Here is a 23,257-nt window from a genome sequence, read left to right on the forward strand (position 1 = left end):
AATGACGGCAGGACTGGCAAAACGCGCGCCCGAGGTGAAGTCGGCGCTCGACGAAGGTGACGTGACGGGTGCGTTTCATGAATTCATGAACGCGTTCGAGGCTTTCAAGGAAGCCAATGACGAGAAGCTGAAGCAGATCGAGACGCGCAGCGCCGATGTGGTGACCGTGGACAAGGTGGAGCGCATCTCGCGGGCGCTTGATGAGCAGAAGCAGGCGCTGGACACGCTGGTGCTGAAGAAGACGCGGCCGGTGCTGGGGCGTGGCGGCGGCGCAGCGCTTCAGGATCTGGAGCGCAAACAGGCCTTCGACGCCTATATGCGCTCGGGCGACGAGCGCGCCATGCGCTCGCTTGAAGAAAAGGCGATGTCCTACGGCTCTGCGCCGGATGGCGGTTATCTGGTGCCTGATGAGACGGAAGCGGCCATTGGCGCACGGCTGGCAGAGCTCTCGCCGATCCGTTCCATCGCCACGGTGCGGCAGGTTTCGAGCGCGGTTCTGAAAAAGCCCTTTGCGGTGACCGGCCCGGCGGTGGGCTGGGTTGCCGAAACGGCGGCGCGCCCGGAGACGGCGACGGGAACGCTGGACGAGTTGCAGTTTCCCACGGCGGAGCTTTACGCCATGCCGGCGGCAACGGCGATGCTGCTCGACGATGCGGTGGTCGATCTGGACCAGTGGATTGCAAGCGAGGTGGAAACCGCTTTTGCCGAGCAGGAAGGCGCGGCCTTCATCAATGGTGACGGGGTCAACAAGCCGAAGGGCTTTCTGAGCTATGCGCGGGTTGCCAATGCCACCTGGAGCTGGGGCAATGTCGGCTACAATGTGACGGGCGCCGCAGGCGCGCTGCCGGCAACGGATTCCTCTGACGTGCTGATCGATCTGGTCTATGCGCTGAAGGCGGGCTACCGCCAGAACGCGAGCTGGGTGATGAACCGCAAGACGCAGGCGACGCTGCGCAAGCTGAAGGATGCGGACGGCAATTATATGTGGCAGCCACCCGCGACGCCCGGCAGCCGCGCCATGCTGATGGGCTTCCCGCTGGTAGAAGCCGAGGACATGCCCGACATCGGCGCGGACGCGACGCCCATTGCCTTCGGCGACTTCCGCCGCTTCTACCTGGTGGTGGACCGCGCGGGCGTGCGGGTGCTGCGCGACCCGTATTCCGCCAAACCCTATGTGCTGTTCTACACGACCAAGCGCGTCGGCGGCGGCATTCAGGACTTCGATGCGGTCAAGCTGCTGAAATTCGGCACGGTTTAGCCCTCCCTCGACGACCATGCCGATGCGGCCCCGGAATGCGTTCCGGGGCCGTTTTCTTTGAACGGGAGTTTTTACATGACGCTTTTCCGAACGGTTGATCCGCTGGTCGAGCCGGTGACGCTTGCCGAAGCAAAGGCGCATCTGAGGGTCGGTCATGCCAGCGAGGATGCGCTCATCGAAGGGCTGATCCGCGCCGCGCGCGCGGAGGTGGAGAAGGCGACGGGAGAGGCGCTGATCGACCAGTCCTGGCGGCTGACGCTGGATAACTGGCCGCAGGGCGCAATCGTGTTTTTGAACCGGACGCCGGTGCGGCAGGTGTTTTCGGTGACCGTGTTCGACGGTGATGGCGCGGCTTCGGTGGTTGATCCGGCGGGCTATCAGCTCGACGCGCATGCGCAGCCGGCCCGGCTGGCGTTTCGCGACCGACCGCTTCCGGGACGCCGGTTGAACGGCATCGAGATCGACTTCAGGGCTGGTTATGGCGAGGCGGGCACGGATGTGCCGGACCTTTTGCGCCGGGCCATTCTGCTTCTCGTCGCGCACTGGTTCGAATTCCGCGCCTCGTTCGGGGCCGAGGATCAGCCGGTTTCGCTGCCGGCGGGCTATCAGCGCCTCGTGAACCGCTATCGGACGCCGAGGCTGTGATGCGGGTGCAATTCATCGACCCCGGCGCATTTCGAACTGAACTCAGTTTGCAAAGCGCCACGCTGACGCCCGACGGGGCGGGCGGTCACACCGAGAGCTGGAGCGAGATAGCGACGGTTTTCGGGTTCATTGAACCAGTGCGGGCGTCAGCGCCTTTTGGCGCGGCGCAGAACCATGAGCGGGTGACGCATCGCATCACGCTGCGGTTTCGGCCGGGTGTTGCGGGGGGCATGCGGTTTTTGAGGGCGGGTCGGGTCTTTCGGATCGTCACGGCGCACGATCCTGACGAGACCGGGCGCTATCTGGTGTGTCTCGCCGAGGAGGAGCCGTCATGAAGACGAGCATGAAACTGACCGGCGAGGGCCTGACACGCGCGCTGCGGCGGCTGGCGCATCGGGCAGCCGAGGCGGGGGACGAGGCGCGGCGCAAGGCGCGGGCAAAGGAAAAGACGCGGGCCGAAGACAGGGAGCGTGCCGATGACCGACGCCGCACTTGAACTGCAAAAGGCGGTGTTTGGGGCACTGGCTGCGAATGCGGCACTTGTAAGCGCGCTGGGCGGGCGCAAGCTCCATGACCTGGCTCCGGTGCGCACCGCCTATCCCTATGTGACGTTCGGCCCGGCAAGCACGCATGACTGGAGCACCGATACGGAAGAGGGCGACGAGCACTTCTTCACGATCAATGTCTGGTCGAGCGGCAAGGGGCGGAGCGAAGCGCTGCAATTGATGGGGCTGATCGAGACGGCTCTGGCCGCGCTGCCGGCGGCAATCACGCCTTATGTTCTGGTCAATCTGCGCCGCGAGAGCAGAGAAATCCGCTTTGACGAAGATCTCGCCGCCTATCACGGGCTGATGCGCTTTCGCGCCGTGACCGAGCCCGCGTGAGACATCAACACATTCCTGGAGGACAAGCATGGTGGCCAAGAAGGGCAAGGACCTGCTCCTGAAACTCGACACGAGCGGGGCGGGGGCTTTTACGACTGTGGCAGGGCTGCGCGCCAAGCGCCTCGCCTTCAACAGCGAGACGGTGGACGTGACGGATGCGGATTCGGCTGGCCGCTGGCGCGAACTGCTCGCCGGCAGCGGCGTGCAGCGGGCGGCAATCAGCGGGTCGGGCATCTTCAAGGACAGCATGTCAGATGGCGCGATCCGCAGTCGCTTTTTCGCAGGCGAGATCGCCAGCTGGCAATTGGCGATCCCCGATTTCGGCGTGGTGGCGGGGCCGTTTCAAATCACGGCGCTGGAATATAGCGGTAATCATGATGGCGAGGTGACCTTTGAGATTGCGCTGGAATCCGCCGGTGCGGTGAGCTTTGCGGTGGCCCCATGAGCAGCGTGAACAGAAGGCGCGGCGAAGTGGCGGCGCGCATCGATGGCAGGGATTACCGGCTGTGCCTGACGCTGGGCGCGCTGGCGGAACTCGAAGACGCCTTCGCTGCCGACGATCTGGGGGAACTGGCCGCGCGCTTTTCCAGCGGGCGTCTTTCGGCCCGGGACATGCTGCGCGTCATCGCTGCGGGACTGCGCGGAGGCGGTCATGCCATCAGCGACGAGGATGTGCGCTCCATGCGCTGCGATGAAGGGGCGGCGGGTTTTGCGCGCATCGTGAGCGCGCTCCTGACCGCCACCTTTGGCGGGGCGGAGGAGACGCCGGAAAACCCTTGAACGCCGCAGCAGCCCGCCCGAGGCCATTCCCCTGGAACGATGTGATGGGGTTCGCCTTCGGGGTGCTGCGGCTTTCACCCGATGCATTCTGGTCGATGACGCCACGCGAACTGAACTGCGCGCTGGAAGCCCTGTGCGGGGACGGGGCGGGCGCGCCTGCCCGCAACGATCTCGACCGGCTGATGGAGCGGTTCCCCGACCGTGATCTCACCTGACTGCAAAACGCTCCAATTGTTTGATTTTGCGCAATTCCGGACGGAAAGCCGGTTCCCGATTTTCCCGGAATTGCGCCAGGCGGAGACGATGCCTTGGAAGATGTGACCTTTGAAATTCGCGCGGACACCAGGCCTTTCGAGGCAGCGCTGGGCGATCTGGAAAAGCTGGCTGACGGTTTTGGCCGGCAGATGACCGGGGCGCTGAAGAGCGCGGTGGTGAGCGGCAAGTCGTTTGAGGATGTGCTGCGCAATATCGGCATGAACCTGGCGAGCATGGCGCTTTCACAGGCGCTTCAGCCCCTGGCGGCGCTCGGTTCCTCGCTGTTTTCCAGCGTGCTGGGCGGCATCATGCCTTTTGCAAAGGGCGGGGTGGTGCCGTTTGCGAGCGGCGGTGTTGTTTCCTCGCCCACCTATTTTCCCATGGGCGGCAATGTGGGGCTGATGGGCGAGGCTGGCGCGGAGGCGATCCTGCCATTGCAGCGCGGGGCGGATGGCCGTCTTGGCGTCGCCGCTGGCGGTGGCGGCGGCGCGGCGACCAGAATTGTCTTCAACGTGTCCACGCCTGACGCCGGGTCGTTTCGCAAGTCCGAAGCGCAGATCACCGGCATGCTGACCCGCGCCGTATCGCGCGGGGCGCGGACGCTCTGAGCGCGGAAGGAAACAGCATGAATAGCTTTCACGACGTGCGGTTTCCGCTCGCGATCTCGTTCGGCGCGACGGGTGGGCCGGAGCGCCGAAACGAGATCGTGCAACTGGTCTCGGGACGCGAACAGCGCAATGCGCGGCAGGCGCTGGCGCGGCGCTATTACGACGCGGGGACGGGGCTTCGCTCGCTCGACGATGTGCATGCGGTGCTTGCCTTCTTCGAGGCGCGGCGCGGATCGCTGCACGGTTTCCGTTTTCGTGATCCGTTCGACATGAAGTCGTGTGCGCCTTCGGCGACGCCATCGGCGCTCGACCAGAGGGTCGGCACGGGTGATGGCGCGACGGCGCGGTTTGCGCTGACCAAGACCTATGGCGATGGAGAAGATGCGGTCTTGCGCCCGGTGACGCATCCGGTGGCGGAGACCGTTCTGGTCGCGGTGAACGGAACAGAGATGCAGACCTCGCTCGATTACGCCGTGGATGGCGAAACGGGCGAAGTGGTCTTTCAGCCGGGGGCAACGCCGGTCGATGGCGCGGTTGTGACGGCCGGCTTTGAATTCGATGTGCCGGTGCGCTTCGACATGGAGCGGCTCTCGGTAAGCCTGAGCGCCTTCAGGGCCGGGCAGATCCCAACCATACCGCTGGTGGAGATTTTCGCATGACGCAGACTGGTGACGTGCTGGCGGCGCATCTTGAGGGGGAAGCGACAAGCGTTTGCCATTGCTGGCGGCTGAGCCGAAGCGATGGGACTGTACTTGGCTTCACCGACCACGACAGGGAACTCCTGTGCGACGGAACGCTGTTTGCGCCGGAAAGCGGATTTACCGCGAGCGAGGCGAAATCGTCCTTTGGCCTGTCCGTCGACAGCGTCGATGTGGAAGGGGCGCTCTCGGCCATCGACATTTCGGAAGAGGATATTCTTTCCGGTCTTTATGACGGCGCGAAGGTCGAGACCCTGCTGGTGAACTGGCGCGATCCGGCAATGTTCAGGCGGGTGCGGGTTGCGGTGATCGGCAAGGTGACGCGGCGCGACGGGCATTTCATTGCCGAGCTGGAAAGCGAGAACTGGGCGCTTGATCAGCCAAACGGGCGCACGGTGCGACGCGACTGCGACGCCGAACTGGGCGACAGCACCTGCAAGGTCAACCTTGCGGATGCGCATTTTGCGGGGACTGGAACGCTTGTGCGCGTGGAAGACGGCGGCGTCGTCATCGTTGATGGCATTGGCGGCTTCTCCAATGGCTGGTTCGACAATGGCGTTCTGACCTGGACCGGCGGGGCGCATGCGGGGCGAAAGGAGCGGATCGTCTCGCATGGCCGGGCGGGGGATGCGGTTCGGCTTTCGCTGTGGCGCGAAGCGGCACTTGGCGGCGAGGCAGGCGATGCGTTCAGCATCGTTGCCGGTTGTGACAAGCGGTTTTCCACCTGCAGGGCCAAGTTCTCGAACGGAGTGAATTTTCGCGGTTTTCCGCATCTGCCGGGAGACGACGCGGCTTACGGCTATGTGAATGAAGAGGGCGTGTTCGATGGAAGGGCGCTGGTGAGATGATGCCCCACGATATCGGATGCGAGGCGGAGCTGCGCGCGGCGATCCTGCGCGAAGCGATGCGCTGGGTCGGCACGCCCTATCGCCATCAGGCAAGCCGCAGGGGCGTGGGGTGCGACTGCCTTGGCCTGCTGCGGGGCGTGTGGCGTGAAGTTTATGGCTGCGAGCCGGAAGATCCGGGCAGTTACAGCGCTGACTGGGCAGAGGCCTCGCGCGAGGAGCGCCTTCTTGCGGCGGCGCGCAGACACTGTGCCGAGAAGGAGACCGGAGCGCGCAGGCCCGGCGATCTCGTGCTCTTCCGCTGGCGGGGCGGGCTGCCTGCAAAACATGTGGGCATTCTCAGCGGCGAGGATGCGTTTGTTCATGCCTATGAAGGCGGTGCGGTGACCGTTTCGGCGCTGGTGCCGCAATGGCGGCGAAGGATCGCCGGTGTCTTCGCGTTTCCCCTGCCTGTAACTGTTCAATCTGGAAAGTGAGAGCCGATGGCGACGATTGTTCTGCAGGCTGCGGGTGCGTTTCTCGGCGGCTTTCTCGGCCCTGTGGGCGTGACGCTTGGAACGGCTGCGGGCGCGCTGGCCGGCTATGTGGTTGACCGCGCATTGCTCGGTGGTCGGCAGCATTATGAAGGGCCGCGTCTTTCGGCGGCGCGTCCGTTTTCCGGAGAGGAGGGCGCGCCGCTGCCGAGACTTTACGGCACGGTGCGCACCGGCGGCACGCTGATCTGGGCGACCCGTTTTGAGGAAACCAGCACGACCGAGCGCCAGGGCGGCAAGGGCGGCCCGAAAGTCACCACCTACAATTACTTCGCCAATGTGGCGTTTGCCCTTTGCGAAGGCGAAATCGCAGGCGTGCGGCGGATATGGGCGGATGGACGGGAGGTGGACCAGAGCAAGGTCAACATCCGCATCTATCGCGGGACCGATGACCAGATGCCCGATCCGCTCATTGAAGCGAAGCAGGGGGCCGGAAATGCGCCGGCCTACAGGGGAACGGCCTATGCGGTGATCGACCGCATGCCGATCGATGATTATGGGCGGCGCATTCCGCAGTTTCAATTCGAAGTGATGCGTCCGGTGGGGGCATTGAACCGGTCCATTGGTTCTGTGGCGCTTATTCCCGGTTCGACCGAATTCGGGCTTTCGCCGCAGGCGGTGAAGATTATGGAACGGCCGGGGCAGCATGTTCTGGTCAACCGGAACGCGCTATCCGCTGAAAGCGATCTTGAGGCGTCGCTGGATGAATTGCAGGCGCTGTTTCCAAATCTGAAGACGATCTCGCTGGTTGTGTCGTGGTTTGGCACGGACCTGCGCGCGGGGAACTGCCAGATCAAGCCCATGGTCGTCTCCCATGGCCATGAAGCGCTTCCGAACCCGTGGGGGCCGATCTGGGACATGATGGGCATCCACGCGACGTTCACCCGCCTTCTGTTCGGTAGTGAAGGCGCAAAATGGTGTGTATCGGGTGTCGAACGAAACGATGCGCAGATAGTGTCTTCGACCGAGGAGGGCGCGGCCTATGGCGGCACGCCTTCCGACAACACGGTGATGGCTGCGATCCGGGCGATCCGGGCGCGGGGTCTGAAGGTCTGGCTTTATCCGTTCGTCATGATGGATGTGCCTGCGGACAACAATCTGCCGGACCCGTTCGGTGGCCCCCGGCAGCCAGCCTATCCCTGGCGGGGGCGCGTGACCTCGTTTCCAGCACCGGGGCAACCGGCGAGCGCGGACAAGACAGCAGCGGCGGGCGCGCAGGTTCAGGCGCTTCTCGGCGCTGCGGCTCCTGCCGATTATGTGCGGGACGAGGCGACGATTGCCTTCAATGGCGCGCCGGGGGACTGGGGGTATCGACGCTTTCTCCTGCATTACGCGCATCTTGCGGCGGCTGCCGGCGGTGTCGACGGGTTTCTCATCGGTTCGGAACTGCGCGGCCTGACGCGGCTGCGCGACGGGACGGGCCAGTTTCCGTTTGTCGACGGTCTGCGGACGATGGCCAATGAGGTGCGCAGCCTGCTGGGGGCCGGGCCGACCATCACCTATGGCGCGGACTGGAGCGAGTATTTCGGCTACCAGCCGGCGGATGGCAGTGGCGATGTGCTGTTCAACCTCGATGCGCTGTGGGCGGAAGATGCGGTCGATGCGGTCGGCATCGACAATTACATGCCCCTGTCCGACTGGCGCGACGAGGATTACGCGGGTGCAAACCCGGACGGGTTTTCGGGGCCGTATGACATTGAGGGGCTGAAGGCCGGCATTGCATCCGGTGAAGGGTTCGACTGGTATTATGCGAGTGAGGCGGACCGGGCGGCGCGGCGGCGCTCGCCGATAATGGATGGCGCTTACGGCAAGCCCTGGGTCTTTCGTTACAAGGATCTGGTGGGATGGTGGTCCAATCCGCATTTCGACCGTCTGGGCGGGATTGAGAAGCCGATGCCGACGGCATGGGTTCCAGCCTCGAAACCGATCATCTTCACGGAGATCGGCTGTCCCGCCGTCGACAAGGGGCCGAACCAGCCGAATGTGTTTCCAGACGCCAAATCGTCGGAAGGGGCGATACCCTATTTTTCCAGTGGCGGACGGTCTGACCTCGCGCAGCATCGTCTTTTGCAGGCGCATTATGCGCACTGGTCGCGTGCGGGGGCACACAATCCGGTTTCGCCCGTCTATCACGCACCGATGGTTTCGCCCGAGACGGCTTCGGTCTGGGCGTGGGATGCGCGTCCGTTTCCGGCCTTTCCGAACCGACGGGATGTGTGGGGCGATGGCGAGAGCTGGTCCTGCGGGCACTGGCTGAATGGCCGGGCAAGTGGTCTGGCCGTCGAGGATCTGATCAACGCCATTATGGCCGATCATGATTTGCCGCCCGCCGAGACGGCGTCTGCGGATGGGACATTGACCGGCTACGTCGTGGCCAATCCTTCGACGGCGCGTGCAGCACTTGAGCCGATTACGGATCTGTTCGGCATCGGTGCGCATGAACGCGCCGGGCAACTGGTGTTCCGGTCCATCGGTGCGGCGGTGAAGGACGCAGAGGAGATCGGCGATCTGGTGATCGAGGGCGATGCGCCGGTGTTTGAGCGTGTGCGTGATCCCGACCATGCTTTGCCGGCGCGGCTGCATGTCGATTATCGCGATGAGATGAAGGATCATCAGGCGTCTACGGCGGTGGCCGAGCATGTGGGCGCCAAGGGGCAGAAGACGCATTTCCTGAGCTTTCCGGGTGTTCTGGCGACGCCTGAGGCGCAGGCGCAGGCGACTGGCTGGCTGCTGCGACACTGGGCGGCGCGCGAGCAGGCGCAGTTCGCCCTGCCGCCTTCCGAAGGCGGGATCGAGCCGGGGTCGGTCGTCACGATACCGCAGGCGGCAGGGCAGACCCGATACCTCGTTACCGAGATCGAGGACGGAACCTTTCGCAGCGTAAAGGCGCGGCGGGTTCACGCAATTCCGGCCCCGGCGGCAAAACCGCTTCCGCTGCCGCCCGGTGACGGCGCAGGAGCCAACGAAAGTGCGGCGTTTGCGCTTATGCTCGATCTGCCCTGGCAGCCGGGGATGCAGGGCGCACAGGATGCGCTAGGCATCGCTGTCCATGCGCAGCCCTGGACACGGCACGTGGTGTTTTCTTCTCCGGAGGAAAGCGGGTTCGAAGTCCGGACGACCATTGAAAAGCGCGCCACGATGGGTTTCCTTCCGGAGGCGATTGAGGGCGTGTGCTCTGGCCGTCTCGACAGAGGGCGGAGCCTGACGGTGGACCTCCTGTCGGGTGCTCTTGAAGCGGTTTCACGATCGCGGCTGCTCAACGGGGCCAATGCCGCTGCCGTTTTCAGCCAGAACGGGGCCTGGGAAATCCTGCAGTTCATGGACGCAGAGGAGATTGCGCCGTCCCGCTGGCGTCTGAGCGGGCTGTTGCGCGGGCAATTGGGCACAGAGGATGCGATGCGGGCCGGGGCGCCGCCGGGTGCGGGGTTCGTGCTGCTTGATCAGGCTGTGGCGAGTGCGGGGCTTCAAGCCGGTGAAATCGGTCTTGAGCGGACGTGGCGCATCGGACCTGCGGGCGAAGATTTTGGCAGTGACCGCTTCTTCCAGTTGCGCGCATCGGGCGGAACGAGAGCGCTTCTGCCGCTCGCACCGGTTCATCTCAGGGCGCGGGCGTTGCCGAATGGCGACATTTCCATTTCCTGGATACGGCGCAGTCGCATCGATGGTGACAGCTGGCTGGGCGAGGACATCCCGCTTGGCGAGGCGAGCGAACAGTACCGTGTCGACATCGCGGGTGAGGGCGGGGCGGTGGTGCGCAGTGTTTCCTCAGCGGCAGCCCAGTGGGTTTATGAGGCGGCGCAGAGGGCTGCCGATTTTCCGGGTGCTGCGGGGCCGATCCATTTCACCGTGCGCCAGGTCAGCGCTCAGGCCGGACCGGGAAACCCGGCCAGCATTGCAGTGACCGTTTGACCATTCAACAAGGGAAGGAAGACGATGATCAGAAGCAAACCATGGTACCTCTCGCGCACCATCTGGGCGTCTGTGGTCACGATTGCGGCGACGGCGGCGAGTATGCTCGGCTATCCGGTCGGCGAGATCGACAGTTCGGCCGTGTCTGAAGGGCTGTTGCAGGCCATCACTGCCATTTCTGGGCTGGTCGCCATTTTCGGCAGGGTTCATGCCCGCAGCACGATTGCCTAGAAAAAGTTGCGAAGGCGGGCAATGACCCGCCTTCGCAAACCCAGCGCCCCGTAAAATAACACAGCCGTTCATTTCCTATTCAGGCTGTATGGGCTACACCGGATGCATGTTCTGGCATCGTGCAAATAAACCCTTCTTGCTGGTCGCTCTGGCGCTTTTGCCGGTGCTGATCTGGCCGTCCGCAGCCGCCGCCCAGTCGGGCGTCGATTGCTACTCCGTCGGTTCACGGGTTGCGGCCCAGAATGGCGGGCAACTGGTTCAGGCAACAGCCGAAGACCAGGGTGGAAAGACCGTCTGCAGGGTGGTCGTGGTCATTCCCGGTGGTAACGGGGAACGCCCGAAACGCGCCGAGTTCGTGGTGCCGGCCAATTGATGCCGCGCGCCCGGGCGAGGCGTTTGCCCGTGCGTGGCCTTTGAATGACGTGAAACAGGACAAGTCGAGGGGCTGATGCGCATTCTGGTTGTCGAAGACGACAAGGACCTCAACCGGCAGATCTGCGAAGCACTGACCGATGCCGGCTATGTGGTCGACAAGGCGTTCGATGGCGAGGAAGGGCATTTCCTCGGAGACACCGAGCCCTACGATGCGGTGGTTCTTGATATCGGATTGCCGCAGATGGACGGCATCAGCGTTCTGGAGCGCTGGCGTCAGGACGAGCGCAAGATGCCGGTCCTGATCCTGACGGCGCGTGACCGCTGGAGCGACAAGGTTGCCGGTATCGACGCGGGCGCTGACGATTATGTAACCAAGCCATTTCACATTGAAGAAGTCCTCGCGCGGCTGCGCGCGCTGATCCGGCGCGCGGCGGGTCATGCATCGTCTGAACTGCGCTGTGGTCCGGTCCGCCTTGATACGAAAGCCTCGAAGGCGGATGTGGGGGGCGTTCCGCTGAAGCTGACGTCGCATGAGTACCGGCTGCTGGCCTATCTGATGCACCACAAGGATACGGTGGTTTCGCGCACGGAACTGGTCGAGCACCTGTACGACCAGGATTTCGACAGGGATTCCAATACGATCGAAGTGTTTGTCGGACGGTTGCGCAAGAAGCTTGGCGATGTGGATCTGATCGAAACCGTGCGTGGCATGGGATATCGTCTGCGCGAGCCGGGGGCCGGTTAGGCCGCCCCGATGGCTGACCATAACAAGCAATCCTATCTGAGGCGCATCCTGTCCCGCTCGCTTGCGGTGCGGGTGATTGCGTTTTCCTCTTTCTGGGCAATCATAGCGCTGGTGGTGATCGCCACCATCATCTCTGCGCTGTTCCGACAGGTCTCGGAACGGGGGTTTGACAGCGTTCTGTCAGCCTATCTGAACAATGTGATCGGTTCTGTCGGCGTGGCCGAGGATGGCGGGTTGCAGGGCAATCCGAACCTCGATGATCTACGCTTTCTGCAGCCGCAGTCGGGCTGGTACTGGGCGGTTGAGCCGGTGACGGATGATCTGGGGCGGGCGCTGCGCTCGCCGTCCATGGCGACGCCGATCCCTTCGCCAGACGCGTCCAGGGTGCCGTTCAATGCGGGCTTTCAACGCAATTACAAGGCGACCGGTCCCGGTGGCGACACGATCCAGGTGGTCGAGGCCGAGTTGGTGGTGGGCGATCAGGGGCAGGTTGCGCGCTTTCGCGTGATGGGCAACCGCAGCGAGCTGGAAGACGAAATCAGCCGCTTCATTCGCACGCTCTATGGCTATCTCGCGCTTTTCGGCATTGGCATGGTGGCGATCAATGTCTTCGCCATTCTTTACGGTCTGCGCCCGTTGAACCGCGTGCAGCAGGCGCTTTCCGACATCAGGGCGGGAACGGCGCAGCGGCTGGCCGGGCCATTCCCCACAGAGATCGAGGCGCTTGCGGATGAGACCAATGCGCTGATCGACAACAACAGGCGCATTGTCGAACGTTCACGCAAACAGGTGGGCAATCTGGCGCATTCGCTGAAGACGCCGCTTGCCGTGCTTATGAATGAAGGCGATGCGGTGGGCGGCGAGCGCGGCAAGCTGATCACCGCACAGGCCAAGGCGCTGCAACAGCAGCTTGACCACTATCTCCAGCGTGCGCGTGCTGCAGCACAGCGCGACAGCCTTGTGTTTCGGACACCAGTGCAGGCTTCTCTGGAGCGGATGGCGCGGGTGATGAGCAAGCTCAATCCGTCCATCGATCTGCAGGTGGAACTGCCCGACGAGGTGCTGGTCTTTGCCGGAGAGCGGGAGGATCTGGAGGAGATCAACGGCAATCTGATGGAAAATGCGATGAAGTGGGCCGCAGGCCAGGTGGCGCTGACCCTTGAAGACGGGGGCGAGCCGGGCGAGGGGCGGGGCCTGCGCATCGTGATCGAAGATGACGGGCCCGGAATTCCCGAAGAGCAGGCGCGCGACGCAGTAAAACGCGGTCGCCGGCTCGATGAAACCAAGCCGGGAACAGGGCTGGGCCTTGCGATTGTTGCCGACCTGGTGGAAGAATACGGAGGCACGCTTGCGCTGGAGCGGTCTGTTCTTGGTGGGCTGAAAGCTGTCGTTACGCTGCCACGGGCCGAAGCATAGAATTGCTTGTTAAGGAAGATCGTCCAAATTAGGCCAAATCGATGCCCTAATCAGGGGCTCGTAAACGATGAGTGTGTCTCAGGGGATCATCGAGATCAATGAAACTCGCGCCAATCTTCGCTGTAGCGTTCTCCGCAGTTTTATCGGGCTGCCTCAGCAGCAACATGTCCGGCTCGCAGCTTGAGCCCAATCAGTTCGCGGCGACGCAGACGCCTGCGGACAGCTCTGCCATTCTTGGCATGGAGGGCGGCGGGCTGGTCGGCGGTGAACTTGGTGACGCCCTGTCGCGACGGCAGAAGCGGCTTGCCATCGAGGCCGAGTACAAGGCGCTGGAAAATACGCCTGCCGGTCAGGATGTCTCGTGGCAGGATGCCTCGTCAGGACGGGCGGGAACAGTGCGCCCGGCGCAGCCTTACCGCGTCGGTTCGCAGGACTGCCGGCAGTATACCCATGTCATTCAGGTCAATGGCGGGCCGCGCGAGGCGCGCGGAACTGCTTGCCGCAACGAGGATGGCAGCTGGATGTTGCTCGGCTAATACATTGACAAGACAGCGCAACTGGCCTGACTGACCGGTTGTGCCGGTTTCTGAACGTCTGGCATTTTAGGCGTTTGTGCGAGATGTTTGCACAGCGCAACCGTGACTTGCCAAATGGCCGCAGGCGTATCGAGTTGGCAGCGGGTTTGCCGACCGCTATTTAGGGCTCATGTTGTTCTGGATCCTTGCAGCCTTTTTGACCTTCGTCGCCGCTTTCGCCGTATTGCGGCCCTTTGCCGTGCGCAACGGGCAGGCAGACGATGCCCCCGCTCATGATATCGAGGTCTATCGAGACCAGCTCGATGAAGTCGAGCGCGATGCCGAGCGCGGTCTCATCGGACCGCAGGAGGCCGAGCAGGCGCGTGCCGAAATCGGCCGGCGCATCCTCAAGGCATCCGAAGCGGCCGACAGTCAGGCCGGCAAGCGAAACGCCAGTCGACGCGTGACGCAGCTGACGGCTGCGATTGCAGTTCTGGCCGTACCGCTCGTCAGTTGGGGGCTCTACGTGTTTACCGGCTCGCCCAACATGCCGGCGCAGCCCTTTCATGCGCGTGCAACCGAAGAGCCGGCCAATGCCCCGATTGATGAGCTGGTGGCGCGGGCGGAAGCCCATCTGGCCGAAAACCCCGACGATGCGCGCGGCTGGCAGGTTCTGGCTCCGGTCTATATGCGGATCGGCCGCTTCGGCGATGCACAGACCGCGTTGCGCAATATCATGCGCATATCCGGCGACAGTGCTGAGATGCAGTCTGGGCTGGGCGAAGCGATTGTCGGTGGCGCACAGGGCATGGTGACGGCGGAAGCCGAAGAGGCCTTCAATGCCGCCATTGCGCTTGACCCGAAGGAGCCGAGGGCGCGTTTCTTCCTTGGGCTGGCGCTGGCGCAGGATGGCGAAACCGAAGATGCCCAGGCGATGTGGCGTGAGATGCTGGCTGACCTGCCGGGAGAATCGCCGTGGCGCGTGGCGGCGCGGCAGGCACTGCTGAGCTCGGGTGACACATCGGTGGCAGGCGCAGAAACCGCGCCAACGGGTCCAAGCGATGAGGATGTGGCTGCGGCAGCCGAACTCTCCCAGGCTGATCGTCAGGACATGATCGAAGGCATGGTTGCGAGCCTCGACGCCAAGCTGCAGGAAAACCCGGATGACATGGATGGATGGCAGCGTCTCATTCGTTCATACATCGTGCTGAAGCGTCCGGAGGACGCAAAGGCCGCTCTGGAGCGAGCTTTGGCAGCCCTTGGGGCCGATGCGCCCGAGAGCCAGGAATTGAAAGCCTTCGCCGATAGTCTCGGCATCAAAAGCGAGTAGGTGTGACGTGACACGGAAACAGAAAAGACTGGCCGTCATCGCAGGCGCAATCGGTTTTCTGGGGCTCGCGACAGGGCTCACACTCTATGCGCTGGGCGAGCAGACGTCGTATTTCTATATGCCGGGCGACCTTGAAGAACGGCCGGTTGCGGCGGGTCAGCGCATACGTCTGGGCGGTCTTGTGGAGAAGGGCTCCATTCAGCGCGGCGACGACACATATGTGCGTTTTGCGGTCACGGATGGAACCGAATCCGTGGCGGTGCAGTATTCCGGCATTCTTCCGGACCTCTTCCGCGAAGAGCAGGGGGTTGTGACCGAAGGCGCCTTCGATCAGAATCGCAACTTCGTTGCTGATACGGTGCTTGCCAAGCACGATGAGAACTACATGCCGCGGGAAGTTGCAGACAGCCTGAAGGAAAAGGGCGTCTGGAAAGAAGATTGAACGCGGCTGATCCTTTACACTGAAGTTTCTCCGCAGACGGCTTGATTGGAGCGTACCGGATAATGAGCATCGAACTCGGTCATTTCGCCCTTGTCCTGGCCTTTGCTTTGGCGCTTGTCCAGATGTCGGTGCCGATCATTGGCGCGCAGCTCAGGAACGAAACGCTGATGCGGGTCGCGGAGCCTGCGGCGATCACCAGCTTCATGCTGGTCGCGCTGTCCTTCATGGCGCTGACCTCAGCCTATATCCAGTCGGATTTCTCGGTGCTGAATGTGTGGGAGAACTCGCATTCGGCCAAGCCGATGCTGTTCAAGATCACCGGCACCTGGGGCAACCATGAAGGCTCCATGCTGCTGTGGGTTCTGATCCTCGTGTTCTTCGGTGCGCTGGTGGCGTTCTTCGGCCGCAACCTGCCTCTTTCGCTGCGGGCCAATGTTCTTGGCGTGCAGGGGGCGATCAGCTGCGCGTTCATCATTTTCATTCTGGCGACGTCGAACCCGTTTGCGCGGCTTGATCCGGCGCCGATTGAAGGCCGTGACCTCAACCCCATCCTTCAGGACATCGGGCTCGCCATCCATCCGCCGCTTCTCTATCTCGGCTATGTGGGCTTCTCGATTGCCTTTTCCTTCGCCATTGCGGCGCTGATCGAAGGCCGGCTCGATGCGGCCTGGGCGCGCTGGGTGCGTCCCTGGACGCTGGCCGCCTGGACCTTCCTGACGGGCGGCATCGCCATGGGTTCCTACTGGGCCTATTACGAGCTGGGCTGGGGCGGCTTCTGGTTCTGGGACCCGGTGGAAAACGCTTCGCTTCTGCCCTGGCTGGGCGGCACCGCGCTATTGCATTCCGCACTGGTGATGGAGAAGCGTTCCGCGCTCAAGATCTGGACCGTGCTGCTGGCGATCCTGACCTTCTCGCTTTCGCTGCTGGGGACGTTCCTCGTGCGCTCCGGCGTGCTGACGTCCGTCCACGCCTTCGCGACAGATCCTGCGCGCGGCGTGTTCATTCTGGGCATCCTTGTCCTGTTCATCGGCGGATCGCTGGCGCTCTTTGCATGGCGGGCGGCGACGCTGACGTCGGGCGGGCTCTTTCAGCCCGTGTCGCGCGAAGGGGCGCTCGTTCTCAACAATCTGATCCTGACCACGGCGACGGCCACGGTGCTGATCGGCACGCTCTATCCGCTTCTGGTGGAGGCGGTGACGGGTGACAAGATTTCGGTCGGCGCGCCCTTCTTCAACCTGACATTCGGGCCGCTCATCCTTCCTCTGCTTGCAATCGTGCCCTTCGGCCCGCTGCTTGCGTGGAAGCGCGGTGATCTCTGGGCGGTCTCGCAGCGGCTCATCTGGGCCTTCGGCGGGGCGCTGGCGGTTGCGCTTCTGGCGCTGGTTCTGGTGGATCGCACTTCGGTTCTGGCTGCACTGGGCATCGGCCTTGGCGCGTGGCTTGTGCTGGGGGCAATGACGGACCTCGTTATCAAGTCCGGTCTCGGCAAGGTTGCGCCTTCGGTTGCCTTCAGTCGCTTCAAGGGGCTGCCGCGTTCGGTGTTCGGCACAGCGCTCGCCCATGCGGGGCTTGGCCTCACCACCATCGGCATCGTGGCGGTGACCACGCTGGAGACGGAACGGATCGTCGCCATGGAGCCGGGCGAAGTCGTGGAAATTCATGGCTACAATCTGCGCTTCGACAGTTTCAGGCCCTTCACCGGGCCGAACTACACCGAGGATCAGGCGCGCTTCGTCCTGACGCGCGTGACCGGCAGGCAGCTTGGCGAAATCGTTTCGTCGAAACGCTTCTACACGGCGCGTCAGATGCCGACCACGGAGGCGGGCATCCGCACGCTCGGCGTGAGCCAGCTCTATGTTTCGCTTGGCGACCAGACGCCCAACGGCAAGATTGTCGTGCGGATCTGGTGGAAGCCGATGGTGACGCTCATCTGGCTTGGCGCGCTCGTGATGATGATTGGCGGCACGGTGTCGCTGCTTGATCGCAGGCTGCGGATCGGAGCACCCATGCCCCGCAAGAAAGCCGCTCTGGCGCAGGGCGGACAGGCATGATGCGCAAGCCATTCAGCCTTCTGGCCGTGTCTGCGGCCGCACTCTTCCTGTCGTTGCAGCCGGTGGCGGCCGTGCAACCCGACGAGGTGCTGGAAGATCCGGCACTGGAAGCGCGCGCCCGCGATCTGTCGACCGAACTGCGGTGCATGGTCTGTCAGAATCAGTCGATTGACGATTCCGATGCCGAACTGGCGCGTGATCTGCGCGTTCTGGTTCGTGATCGTCTTCAGGCGGGCGACAGCAATGAGGAAGTGCTCGACTATGTGGTCGACCGGTATGGCGAGTTCGTTCTTCTCAAACCGCGCTTCAGCTATCGCAATGCGCTCCTTTGGGGCGCACCGTTTCTCCTGCTGCTGATCGGCGGTGCGATCATTTATGCGAATGCCCGCCGTCGCGGAGCCAGCGCGGGTCAACAGGCGCTGAGCGCCGAGGAGAAAGAGCGGCTTGACCGAATCTTGAACGAGCGTGATTGAGTTTTCGCTACGTCAAGCATTGCGTTGCGGGCGTTTCACCATAGCTTGAGCCTCTGGCTTCGGCCTGAAACGATCCATTGAGGCACACGCAAAAGGTAGGCGCATGACCGCGAAAACACTCAAGCTCGCTTTCCCCGGCCATTCAGGGGCTGAACTGGCCGCGCGTCTCGATCTGCCCAACGGCCCGGTTCGCGCCTATGCGCTGTTTGCCCACTGTTTTACCTGCTCCAAGGATTTGCTGGCGGCGCGCCGGATTGCCGCCGATCTGGCGCGCAGTGGCATTGCCGTCCTGCGGTTCGATTTTACCGGGCTCGGATCGAGCGAGGGCGAATTTGCCTCCACAAACTTCTCGACCAATCTCGGTGACCTTCTAAGCGCTGCCGAATTCCTGAAAGAGCATTATGAAGCGCCAAGCGTCCTGATCGGGCATTCGCTTGGCGGTGCTGCCGTGCTTTCGATTGCGGCGCGTCTTCCTTCCGTCAAGGCGGTCGTCACCATTGGCGCACCTTCCGACACGGCGCATGTTCTCAGGCATCTCGGGGCATCGCCGGAGAGCATCGAAGCGGAAGGCGAGGTCGATGTCACCCTCGGCGGCCGCCCGTTCCGCGTTCAGCATCAGTTTGTCGAGGATGTGCGCTCGCATGCCCTGCTTGATGCCGTGGCTGCGATGCACAAGCCGCTTCTGGTCATGCATGCGCCGCTGGATGAGATCGTCGGCATCGAGAACGCCACGCAGATCTTCCTCGCCGCCAAACACCCCAAGAGCTTCGTATCGCTGGACAGCGGCGATCATCTTCTGACCGGGCAAGAGGATGCCGCGTTTGCCGCAAGTGTCATGACCGGCTGGCTTTCGCGCTACATCTCCGGCGATGAGCCGCAGGGCGAGGCGCCCATCGAGCATGTCCGTGTCATGGAGACGGGGCAGGGGAAATTTCAGAACGCAGTGCAGGCGGGTCGCCATCGGCTGTTTGCCGATGAGCCGGAAAGCTATGGCGGGATGGACAGCGGACCGTCGCCCTACGACTTCCTCTCCATCGCGCTTGGCGCCTGCACGACCATGACGCTGCGCATGTATGCAGACCGCAAGAAACTCTCACTCGGCCGGATCAATGTGGACGTCTCGCATGCGAAGATTCACTCCAAAGATTGCGCTGACTGTTCCGAAGCGCTGAGGGAGCAGGGGAAGATAGACCGGTTTGAACGGGTCATCGATGTGGAGGGAGACATTTCGGAAGAGCTGCGCGACAAGCTGATAGAGATTGCCGGGAAATGCCCGGTTCACCGGACCCTGGAGAGCGTCGCACACGTGCATACGCGTGTCCGCGAGGGTGAAAGCATGACTGAGTAGGCGTGGCGAACATTACCAAAAATTCATCGGCTGGAAATGGCGCTGTAATGTTTGGGTCACTATCTCTGTCTTCGAAGACGGCGAGGCGCGCCGAAATGAAATGTTTTCAAGAGGATATCATTCCATGCATCAGAATGCTGACAACAACGCGACAAACAAGAGCGTTATCGGCAAGGGTCGCGGCCGGCTGATGGCCACGATTGCGTCTGTTGCGATTGCAGGTGCGGTCGGCTTTGGTGTCGTGACGAGCGGAACCGCGCCGGTGATGGCTGAGGCCGTTCGCCTCGAGCAGCCGGTTCAGGCTCCGAGCTTTGCCGACATCGTGGAAGAGGTTTCTCCCGCTGTCGTGAGCGTGCGCGTGAAGGCTGAAATCCAGACCACATCGGACCGTGGCGGCTCGTTCTTCGACATGCCGGGCTTCGAGGGACTGCCGGAAGGGCATCCGCTTGAGCGCTTCTTCCGCGAGTTCCGCGGCGAGCGTGGTGAGCGCGGCTATGAGAAGGACCGCCGTCCCGACCGTCGCCAGCGTGCACGTCCGGTCTCTCAGGGTTCCGGCTTCTTCATCTCCGAAGACGGTTATCTGGTGACCAATAACCACGTGGTGGAAGGTGGCAGCAGCTTCACCGTCGTGATGGATGACGGCACCGAGATCGACGCCAAGCTGGTCGGCACCGACCCGCGCACCGATCTTGCCGTGCTGAAGGTCGATGAAGAGCGCGAGTTCACCTATGTAGACTTCGCCGATGATGCGCAGGTGCGTGTTGGCGACTGGGTCGTGGCCGTTGGTAATCCGTTCGGTCTCGGCGGCACCGTGACGGCGGGCATCGTATCGGCGCGTGGTCGTGACATCGGCGCAGGTCCTTACGATGACTTCATCCAGATCGACGCTGCCGTGAATCGCGGCAACTCCGGTGGTCCGGCCTTCAACCTGACGGGTGAAGTCGTTGGCGTGAACACGGCAATCTTCTCGCCTTCCGGCGGCAATGTGGGCATTGCCTTCGCCATCCCCGCATCCATCGCCAAACAGGTGGTCAAAGACCTGATCGACGACGGTACCGTGGAGCGCGGCTGGCTCGGTGTCCAGATTCAGCCCGTGACCAAGGATATCGCTGAATCGGTTGGCCTCGACGAGGAAAAGGGTGCGCTGATTGCCGACGCGCAGGCTGGTGAGCCTGCCGCCAAGGCTGGCATCCGCTCTGGCGACATCATCATCGCCGTTGAGGACAAGCCGGTCTCGTCGCCCAAGGAGCTTGCACGGCTTGTCGCCGGCTACGCTCCGGGCAATGACGTGGCGGTGACCGTGTGGCGCGACGGCAAGACCGAGAACCTCACGGTGACGCTTGCCGAAATGCCTGGCGTCAAAACAATGGCATCGGCAAGCGGTGGCGCGCAGCCGGATGCGGTGAACGCGCAGTTCGGCCTCAAGGTTACCCCGGCTGAAGATGGTGACGGTCTCGTTGTCACGGATGTCGAGCCCGGCAGCCCCGCCGATGATCGCGGCATTCGCGCCGGCGACATCATCCGCACTGTCAACTCTCAGGCGGTGAAGTCAGGCAAGGATGTCGAGGAAGCCGTTGCGGCTGCCGTTGAAGCCGGTCGCAAGGCCGTCCTGATCCAGATCCAGCGTGACGACGCAAGCCGTTTCGTTGCCCTGCCAACCGGCCAGGGCTGATCACCTCACACAAGACCTCACATCTCCCCCGCAATCTTTGCGGGGGAGTTTGTCTTCTCTGAATTCGCTGGATCGGCAAACGGGGTATAACGGGCGTATGAAGATTCTTGTTATCGAAGACGACCGTGAAGCGGCGGACTATCTGAAGAACGCTTTTACCGAAGCCGGACACACGGCAGACATCGCCCGCGATGGCGATACCGGTTTTTCCATGGCCGATACCGGCAGCTACGATGTTTTCGTCGTCGACCGGATGCTGCCGCGCCGTGACGGCCTGTCGATCATCACGGAACTGCGTGAAGGCGGCAATGATACCCCGGCGCTCATCCTTTCGGCACTTGGCGAGGTGGACGACCGTGTGACGGGTCTGCGCGCCGGTGGCGATGATTACCTCACCAAACCCTATGCCTTCTCCGAACTGCTCGCCCGCATCGAAGTGCTGCGCCGTCGCGCTGGCGCGAAAGATGTCGAGACCTCCTACCAGGTCGGCGATCTGGAACTCGACCGCCTGTCGCATACGGTGCGCCGCGCGGGGCAGGAGATTGTGCTCCAGCCGCGCGAGTTCCGTCTTCTCGAATACATGATGCGCCATGCCGGACAGGTGGTGACGCGCACCATGCTGCTCGAAAATGTCTGGGATTATCATTTTGACCCGCAGACCAACGTCATCGACGTGCATATCTCGCGCCTGCGCGGCAAGATCGAGAAGGGCTTTGACAAGCCGCTCCTTCATACGGTGCGCGGCGCCGGCTACATGCTGAAGGACTGATGGCGCGCATCCTTTCCATCCTCAACACGACGGCAGCGCGCCTCTCTGCGCTCTATCTCATCCTGTTTGCCGTCTGTGCCTCTTTCCTCGTCATCTACATGACGTCTCTGTCCGCCCGCATGCTGGTCGGGCAGACGCGCGATGCCATCAATGAAGAAGTGCGCGGCCTTGATCGCTCTTATCGGCGGGGTGGGCTGCCGCTCCTTGTTCGCGTGATTGAATCGCGCGCGCGCCAGCCGGGCGCAAATCTCTATCTGCTCGCAGACGCCAATGGCCGCATTCTCTCAGGCAATGTCGAAAGCCTCCAGCCGGGCGTTCTGGATGTGATGGGCTGGACAGAGCGCCCGTTCACCTACAGCCGTTTCGGTGAAGGCGAGGTGCGTCTGGACCCGAACGGGAGTGAAGCCAAACACAAGGCGGTGGCCGTTGTCTTTCGCCTGCCCAATCAGGTCATCGTAATGGTCGGGCGTGACCTGGGAGAGCCCGAAAAATTCCGCAGTGTGATGCAGCGCGCCCTTGTGGTGACGCTTGCAATCATGAGTGTCGGCGCGTTGCTGATCTGGTATTTCGTCGGCCGTCGCGCCCTGAAACGCATCGACCGCGTGTCTGAGGCAAGTCGCAGCATCATGGGTGGAGATCTGTCGCACCGGCTGCCGGTCTCCAGCGCAGGCGACGAGTTCGACCGTCTCTCCGACAATCTGAACAAGATGCTCGACCGCATCGCAGCCCTGAATGAAGGGTTGCGCCAGGTCTCCGACAACATCGCGCATGATCTGAAGACGCCCCTGACGAGACTGCGCAACCGGGCGGAAGCGGCACTCGCCGGCAAGCCGGAGACAGCGGATTACCGCGCCGCGCTTGAGCGCACGATTGCTGAATCCGACCAGCTCATCCGCACCTTCAATGCAATCCTGATGATCTCGCGCCTTGAGGCCGGCTATTCAGCCGAGGCGACCGGGACCATCGATCTGCGCGCGATCCTCGCCGATGTGGTCGAGCTCTATGAGCCGCTGGCCGAGGAGCAGGGCGTTGCGCTTGAAGCGCAGATCAACGGTGCGCTCGAAATGCCAGGCAACCGCGAGCTGATCGGACAGGCGCTGTCGAACATCGTCGACAATGCCATCAAATATTCCGCCGGTTCCGGCGAAAGCCCGGCAGTGAAGGTCTCTCTGGACAAGGTCGGCGACGAAATCCGCTTGACGGTTCGCGACAATGGCCCCGGCGTATCCGAGGCGGACCGGCAGCGCGTGACGGAGCGTTTCGTGCGGCTTGAGGAAAGCCGTACCCAGCCGGGTTCCGGCCTTGGTCTCAGCCTTGCCAAGGCGGTGATGACATTCCATGGTGGTCGCCTCGAATTTGCCGACAATGCGCCCGGTCTCGCCGTCACGATGGTGTTTCCCGCGGAGCCGCCGAAACGGAAATCGGAAGCGATTTTCAAGAAGCGTGACGCCTCTGCCTGACGGGGGCAGACAAGC

26 protein-coding genes are annotated in these 23,257 nt (G+C 62.9%); all 26 read left to right on the forward strand.

Features of this window, described 5'->3' with window-relative positions; translation table 11 throughout:
• Position 1 precedes the first annotated feature (1 nt).
• Positions 2–1,258 (forward strand): phage major capsid protein, encoded by a 1,257-nt coding sequence (locus tag JYP46_RS03800; protein WP_206547302.1) that lies wholly within the window; start codon positions 2–4, stop codon positions 1,256–1,258.
• Positions 1,259–1,333: 75 nt separating this feature from the next.
• Complete coding sequence (locus JYP46_RS03805; RefSeq protein WP_206547303.1) at positions 1,334–1,903, forward strand: head-tail connector protein; 570 nt, start codon at positions 1,334–1,336, stop codon at positions 1,901–1,903.
• Positions 1,903–2,238 carry a phage head closure protein gene (locus tag JYP46_RS03810; RefSeq protein WP_206547304.1) on the forward strand — a complete coding sequence of 112 codons (336 nt, stop codon included), beginning with the start codon at positions 1,903–1,905 and terminating at the stop codon, positions 2,236–2,238. Before JYP46_RS03805 ends, JYP46_RS03810 begins: the two co-directional genes overlap by 1 nt.
• Positions 2,235–2,399: a hypothetical protein gene (locus JYP46_RS03815; RefSeq protein WP_206547305.1), complete on the forward strand. Its 165-nt coding sequence runs from the start codon at positions 2,235–2,237 to the stop codon at positions 2,397–2,399. Before JYP46_RS03810 ends, JYP46_RS03815 begins: the two co-directional genes overlap by 4 nt.
• Positions 2,380–2,787: a DUF3168 domain-containing protein gene (locus tag JYP46_RS03820; RefSeq protein ID WP_206547306.1), complete on the forward strand. Its 408-nt coding sequence runs from the start codon at positions 2,380–2,382 to the stop codon at positions 2,785–2,787. Before JYP46_RS03815 ends, JYP46_RS03820 begins: the two co-directional genes overlap by 20 nt.
• 28 nt (positions 2,788–2,815) lie before the next feature.
• Entirely contained in the window at positions 2,816–3,232 is a 417-nt protein-coding gene (locus JYP46_RS03825) for a phage major tail protein, TP901-1 family (protein ID WP_206547307.1), read from the forward strand.
• Positions 3,229–3,567 carry a gene transfer agent family protein gene (locus JYP46_RS03830; RefSeq protein WP_206547308.1) on the forward strand — a complete coding sequence of 113 codons (339 nt, stop codon included), beginning with the start codon at positions 3,229–3,231 and terminating at the stop codon, positions 3,565–3,567. Before JYP46_RS03825 ends, JYP46_RS03830 begins: the two co-directional genes overlap by 4 nt.
• The gene (locus JYP46_RS03835) at positions 3,564–3,782 is read left to right on the forward strand and encodes a rcc01693 family protein (protein WP_206547309.1); all 219 of its coding nucleotides are present in this window, start codon (positions 3,564–3,566) and stop codon (positions 3,780–3,782) included. Before JYP46_RS03830 ends, JYP46_RS03835 begins: the two co-directional genes overlap by 4 nt.
• A gap of 93 nt (positions 3,783–3,875) precedes the next feature.
• Positions 3,876–4,430 carry a phage tail tape measure protein gene (locus tag JYP46_RS03840; protein ID WP_206547310.1) on the forward strand — a complete coding sequence of 185 codons (555 nt, stop codon included), beginning with the start codon at positions 3,876–3,878 and terminating at the stop codon, positions 4,428–4,430.
• 17 nt (positions 4,431–4,447) lie between these two features.
• Positions 4,448–5,089, forward strand: coding sequence for a DUF2460 domain-containing protein (locus JYP46_RS03845; protein WP_206547311.1), 642 nt, complete (start codon positions 4,448–4,450; stop codon positions 5,087–5,089).
• Positions 5,086–5,976 carry a DUF2163 domain-containing protein gene (locus tag JYP46_RS03850; RefSeq protein WP_206547312.1) on the forward strand — a complete coding sequence of 297 codons (891 nt, stop codon included), beginning with the start codon at positions 5,086–5,088 and terminating at the stop codon, positions 5,974–5,976. Before JYP46_RS03845 ends, JYP46_RS03850 begins: the two co-directional genes overlap by 4 nt.
• Complete coding sequence (locus tag JYP46_RS03855) at positions 5,976–6,449, forward strand: NlpC/P60 family protein (protein ID WP_206547313.1); 474 nt, start codon at positions 5,976–5,978, stop codon at positions 6,447–6,449. The genes JYP46_RS03850 and JYP46_RS03855 overlap by 1 nt, the downstream gene beginning before the upstream one ends.
• Positions 6,450–6,455: 6 nt before the next feature.
• Entirely contained in the window at positions 6,456–10,415 is a 3,960-nt protein-coding gene (locus JYP46_RS03860) for a baseplate multidomain protein megatron (protein WP_206547314.1), read from the forward strand.
• Between the two features lie 24 nt (positions 10,416–10,439).
• Complete coding sequence (locus JYP46_RS03865) at positions 10,440–10,646, forward strand: hypothetical protein (protein WP_206547315.1); 207 nt, start codon at positions 10,440–10,442, stop codon at positions 10,644–10,646.
• Positions 10,647–10,752: 106 nt separating this feature from the next.
• Entirely contained in the window at positions 10,753–11,019 is a 267-nt protein-coding gene (locus JYP46_RS03870) for a hypothetical protein (RefSeq protein WP_113156228.1), read from the forward strand.
• A gap of 75 nt (positions 11,020–11,094) precedes the next feature.
• Positions 11,095–11,766: a response regulator transcription factor gene (locus JYP46_RS03875; protein WP_206545916.1), complete on the forward strand. Its 672-nt coding sequence runs from the start codon at positions 11,095–11,097 to the stop codon at positions 11,764–11,766.
• Positions 11,767–11,775: 9 nt separating this feature from the next.
• The gene (locus JYP46_RS03880) at positions 11,776–13,182 is read left to right on the forward strand and encodes an ATP-binding protein (RefSeq protein WP_206547316.1); all 1,407 of its coding nucleotides are present in this window, start codon (positions 11,776–11,778) and stop codon (positions 13,180–13,182) included.
• Positions 13,183–13,280: 98 nt separating this feature from the next.
• A complete protein-coding gene (locus JYP46_RS03885; RefSeq protein ID WP_204360793.1) occupies positions 13,281–13,718 on the forward strand; it encodes an RT0821/Lpp0805 family surface protein in 438 nt (145 codons plus the stop codon).
• A gap of 169 nt (positions 13,719–13,887) precedes the next feature.
• Positions 13,888–15,027, forward strand: a complete 1,140-nt coding sequence (ccmI, locus tag JYP46_RS03890; protein WP_206547317.1) for a c-type cytochrome biogenesis protein CcmI — start codon at positions 13,888–13,890, stop codon at positions 15,025–15,027.
• Between the two features lie 7 nt (positions 15,028–15,034).
• Positions 15,035–15,469 carry a cytochrome c maturation protein CcmE gene (gene ccmE, locus JYP46_RS03895; RefSeq protein ID WP_113154616.1) on the forward strand — a complete coding sequence of 145 codons (435 nt, stop codon included), beginning with the start codon at positions 15,035–15,037 and terminating at the stop codon, positions 15,467–15,469.
• A gap of 62 nt (positions 15,470–15,531) precedes the next feature.
• Positions 15,532–17,520 carry a heme lyase CcmF/NrfE family subunit gene (locus JYP46_RS03900; RefSeq protein WP_206547318.1) on the forward strand — a complete coding sequence of 663 codons (1,989 nt, stop codon included), beginning with the start codon at positions 15,532–15,534 and terminating at the stop codon, positions 17,518–17,520.
• Complete coding sequence (locus tag JYP46_RS03905; protein ID WP_206547319.1) at positions 17,520–17,993, forward strand: cytochrome c-type biogenesis protein CcmH; 474 nt, start codon at positions 17,520–17,522, stop codon at positions 17,991–17,993. Before JYP46_RS03900 ends, JYP46_RS03905 begins: the two co-directional genes overlap by 1 nt.
• A 103-nt stretch (positions 17,994–18,096) precedes the next feature.
• On the forward strand, positions 18,097–19,341 hold the full coding sequence (locus tag JYP46_RS03910) for a bifunctional alpha/beta hydrolase/OsmC family protein (RefSeq protein ID WP_206547320.1): 1,245 nt from the start codon (positions 18,097–18,099) through the stop codon (positions 19,339–19,341).
• Between the two features lie 124 nt (positions 19,342–19,465).
• Entirely contained in the window at positions 19,466–21,013 is a 1,548-nt protein-coding gene (locus JYP46_RS03915; protein WP_206547321.1) for a Do family serine endopeptidase, read from the forward strand.
• A 97-nt stretch (positions 21,014–21,110) separates the two neighbouring features.
• Positions 21,111–21,782, forward strand: coding sequence for a response regulator transcription factor (locus JYP46_RS03920; RefSeq protein WP_113154620.1), 672 nt, complete (start codon positions 21,111–21,113; stop codon positions 21,780–21,782).
• The gene (locus tag JYP46_RS03925; RefSeq protein ID WP_206547322.1) at positions 21,782–23,242 is read left to right on the forward strand and encodes a sensor histidine kinase; all 1,461 of its coding nucleotides are present in this window, start codon (positions 21,782–21,784) and stop codon (positions 23,240–23,242) included. The genes JYP46_RS03920 and JYP46_RS03925 overlap by 1 nt, the downstream gene beginning before the upstream one ends.
• Positions 23,243–23,257 lie beyond the last annotated feature (15 nt).

The sequence above is a fragment of the Nitratireductor aquimarinus genome (genome assembly GCF_017255295.1).
Classification (GTDB): domain Bacteria; phylum Pseudomonadota; class Alphaproteobacteria; order Rhizobiales; family Rhizobiaceae; genus Nitratireductor; species Nitratireductor aquimarinus.

Excerpts from the sequence above, each read along its gene's own strand:
- JYP46_RS03920 (WP_113154620.1), top strand. The coding sequence starts at position 21,111 with ATGAAGATTCTTGTTATCGAAGACGACCGTGAAGCGGCGGACTATCTG.
- JYP46_RS03885 (WP_204360793.1), top strand. The coding sequence starts at position 13,281 with ATGAAACTCGCGCCAATCTTCGCTGTAGCGTTCTCCGCAGTTTTATCG.
- JYP46_RS03870 (WP_113156228.1), top strand. The coding sequence starts at position 10,753 with ATGTTCTGGCATCGTGCAAATAAACCCTTCTTGCTGGTCGCTCTGGCG.
- JYP46_RS03800 (WP_206547302.1), top strand. The coding sequence starts at position 2 with ATGACGGCAGGACTGGCAAAACGCGCGCCCGAGGTGAAGTCGGCGCTC.
- JYP46_RS03815 (WP_206547305.1), top strand. The coding sequence starts at position 2,235 with ATGAAGACGAGCATGAAACTGACCGGCGAGGGCCTGACACGCGCGCTG.
- JYP46_RS03915 (WP_206547321.1), top strand. The coding sequence starts at position 19,466 with ATGCATCAGAATGCTGACAACAACGCGACAAACAAGAGCGTTATCGGC.
- JYP46_RS03845 (WP_206547311.1), top strand. The coding sequence starts at position 4,448 with ATGAATAGCTTTCACGACGTGCGGTTTCCGCTCGCGATCTCGTTCGGC.
- JYP46_RS03860 (WP_206547314.1), top strand. The coding sequence starts at position 6,456 with ATGGCGACGATTGTTCTGCAGGCTGCGGGTGCGTTTCTCGGCGGCTTT.
- JYP46_RS03855 (WP_206547313.1), top strand. The coding sequence starts at position 5,976 with ATGCCCCACGATATCGGATGCGAGGCGGAGCTGCGCGCGGCGATCCTG.
- JYP46_RS03905 (WP_206547319.1), top strand. The coding sequence starts at position 17,520 with ATGCGCAAGCCATTCAGCCTTCTGGCCGTGTCTGCGGCCGCACTCTTC.
- JYP46_RS03900 (WP_206547318.1), top strand. The coding sequence starts at position 15,532 with ATGAGCATCGAACTCGGTCATTTCGCCCTTGTCCTGGCCTTTGCTTTG.
- JYP46_RS03830 (WP_206547308.1), top strand. The coding sequence starts at position 3,229 with ATGAGCAGCGTGAACAGAAGGCGCGGCGAAGTGGCGGCGCGCATCGAT.
- JYP46_RS03850 (WP_206547312.1), top strand. The coding sequence starts at position 5,086 with ATGACGCAGACTGGTGACGTGCTGGCGGCGCATCTTGAGGGGGAAGCG.
- JYP46_RS03865 (WP_206547315.1), top strand. The coding sequence starts at position 10,440 with ATGATCAGAAGCAAACCATGGTACCTCTCGCGCACCATCTGGGCGTCT.
- JYP46_RS03880 (WP_206547316.1), top strand. The coding sequence starts at position 11,776 with ATGGCTGACCATAACAAGCAATCCTATCTGAGGCGCATCCTGTCCCGC.
- JYP46_RS03875 (WP_206545916.1), top strand. The coding sequence starts at position 11,095 with ATGCGCATTCTGGTTGTCGAAGACGACAAGGACCTCAACCGGCAGATC.
- JYP46_RS03805 (WP_206547303.1), top strand. The coding sequence starts at position 1,334 with ATGACGCTTTTCCGAACGGTTGATCCGCTGGTCGAGCCGGTGACGCTT.
- JYP46_RS03810 (WP_206547304.1), top strand. The coding sequence starts at position 1,903 with ATGCGGGTGCAATTCATCGACCCCGGCGCATTTCGAACTGAACTCAGT.
- JYP46_RS03820 (WP_206547306.1), top strand. The coding sequence starts at position 2,380 with ATGACCGACGCCGCACTTGAACTGCAAAAGGCGGTGTTTGGGGCACTG.
- JYP46_RS03910 (WP_206547320.1), top strand. The coding sequence starts at position 18,097 with ATGACCGCGAAAACACTCAAGCTCGCTTTCCCCGGCCATTCAGGGGCT.
- ccmI (WP_206547317.1), top strand. The coding sequence starts at position 13,888 with ATGTTGTTCTGGATCCTTGCAGCCTTTTTGACCTTCGTCGCCGCTTTC.
- JYP46_RS03925 (WP_206547322.1), top strand. The coding sequence starts at position 21,782 with ATGGCGCGCATCCTTTCCATCCTCAACACGACGGCAGCGCGCCTCTCT.
- JYP46_RS03825 (WP_206547307.1), top strand. The coding sequence starts at position 2,816 with ATGGTGGCCAAGAAGGGCAAGGACCTGCTCCTGAAACTCGACACGAGC.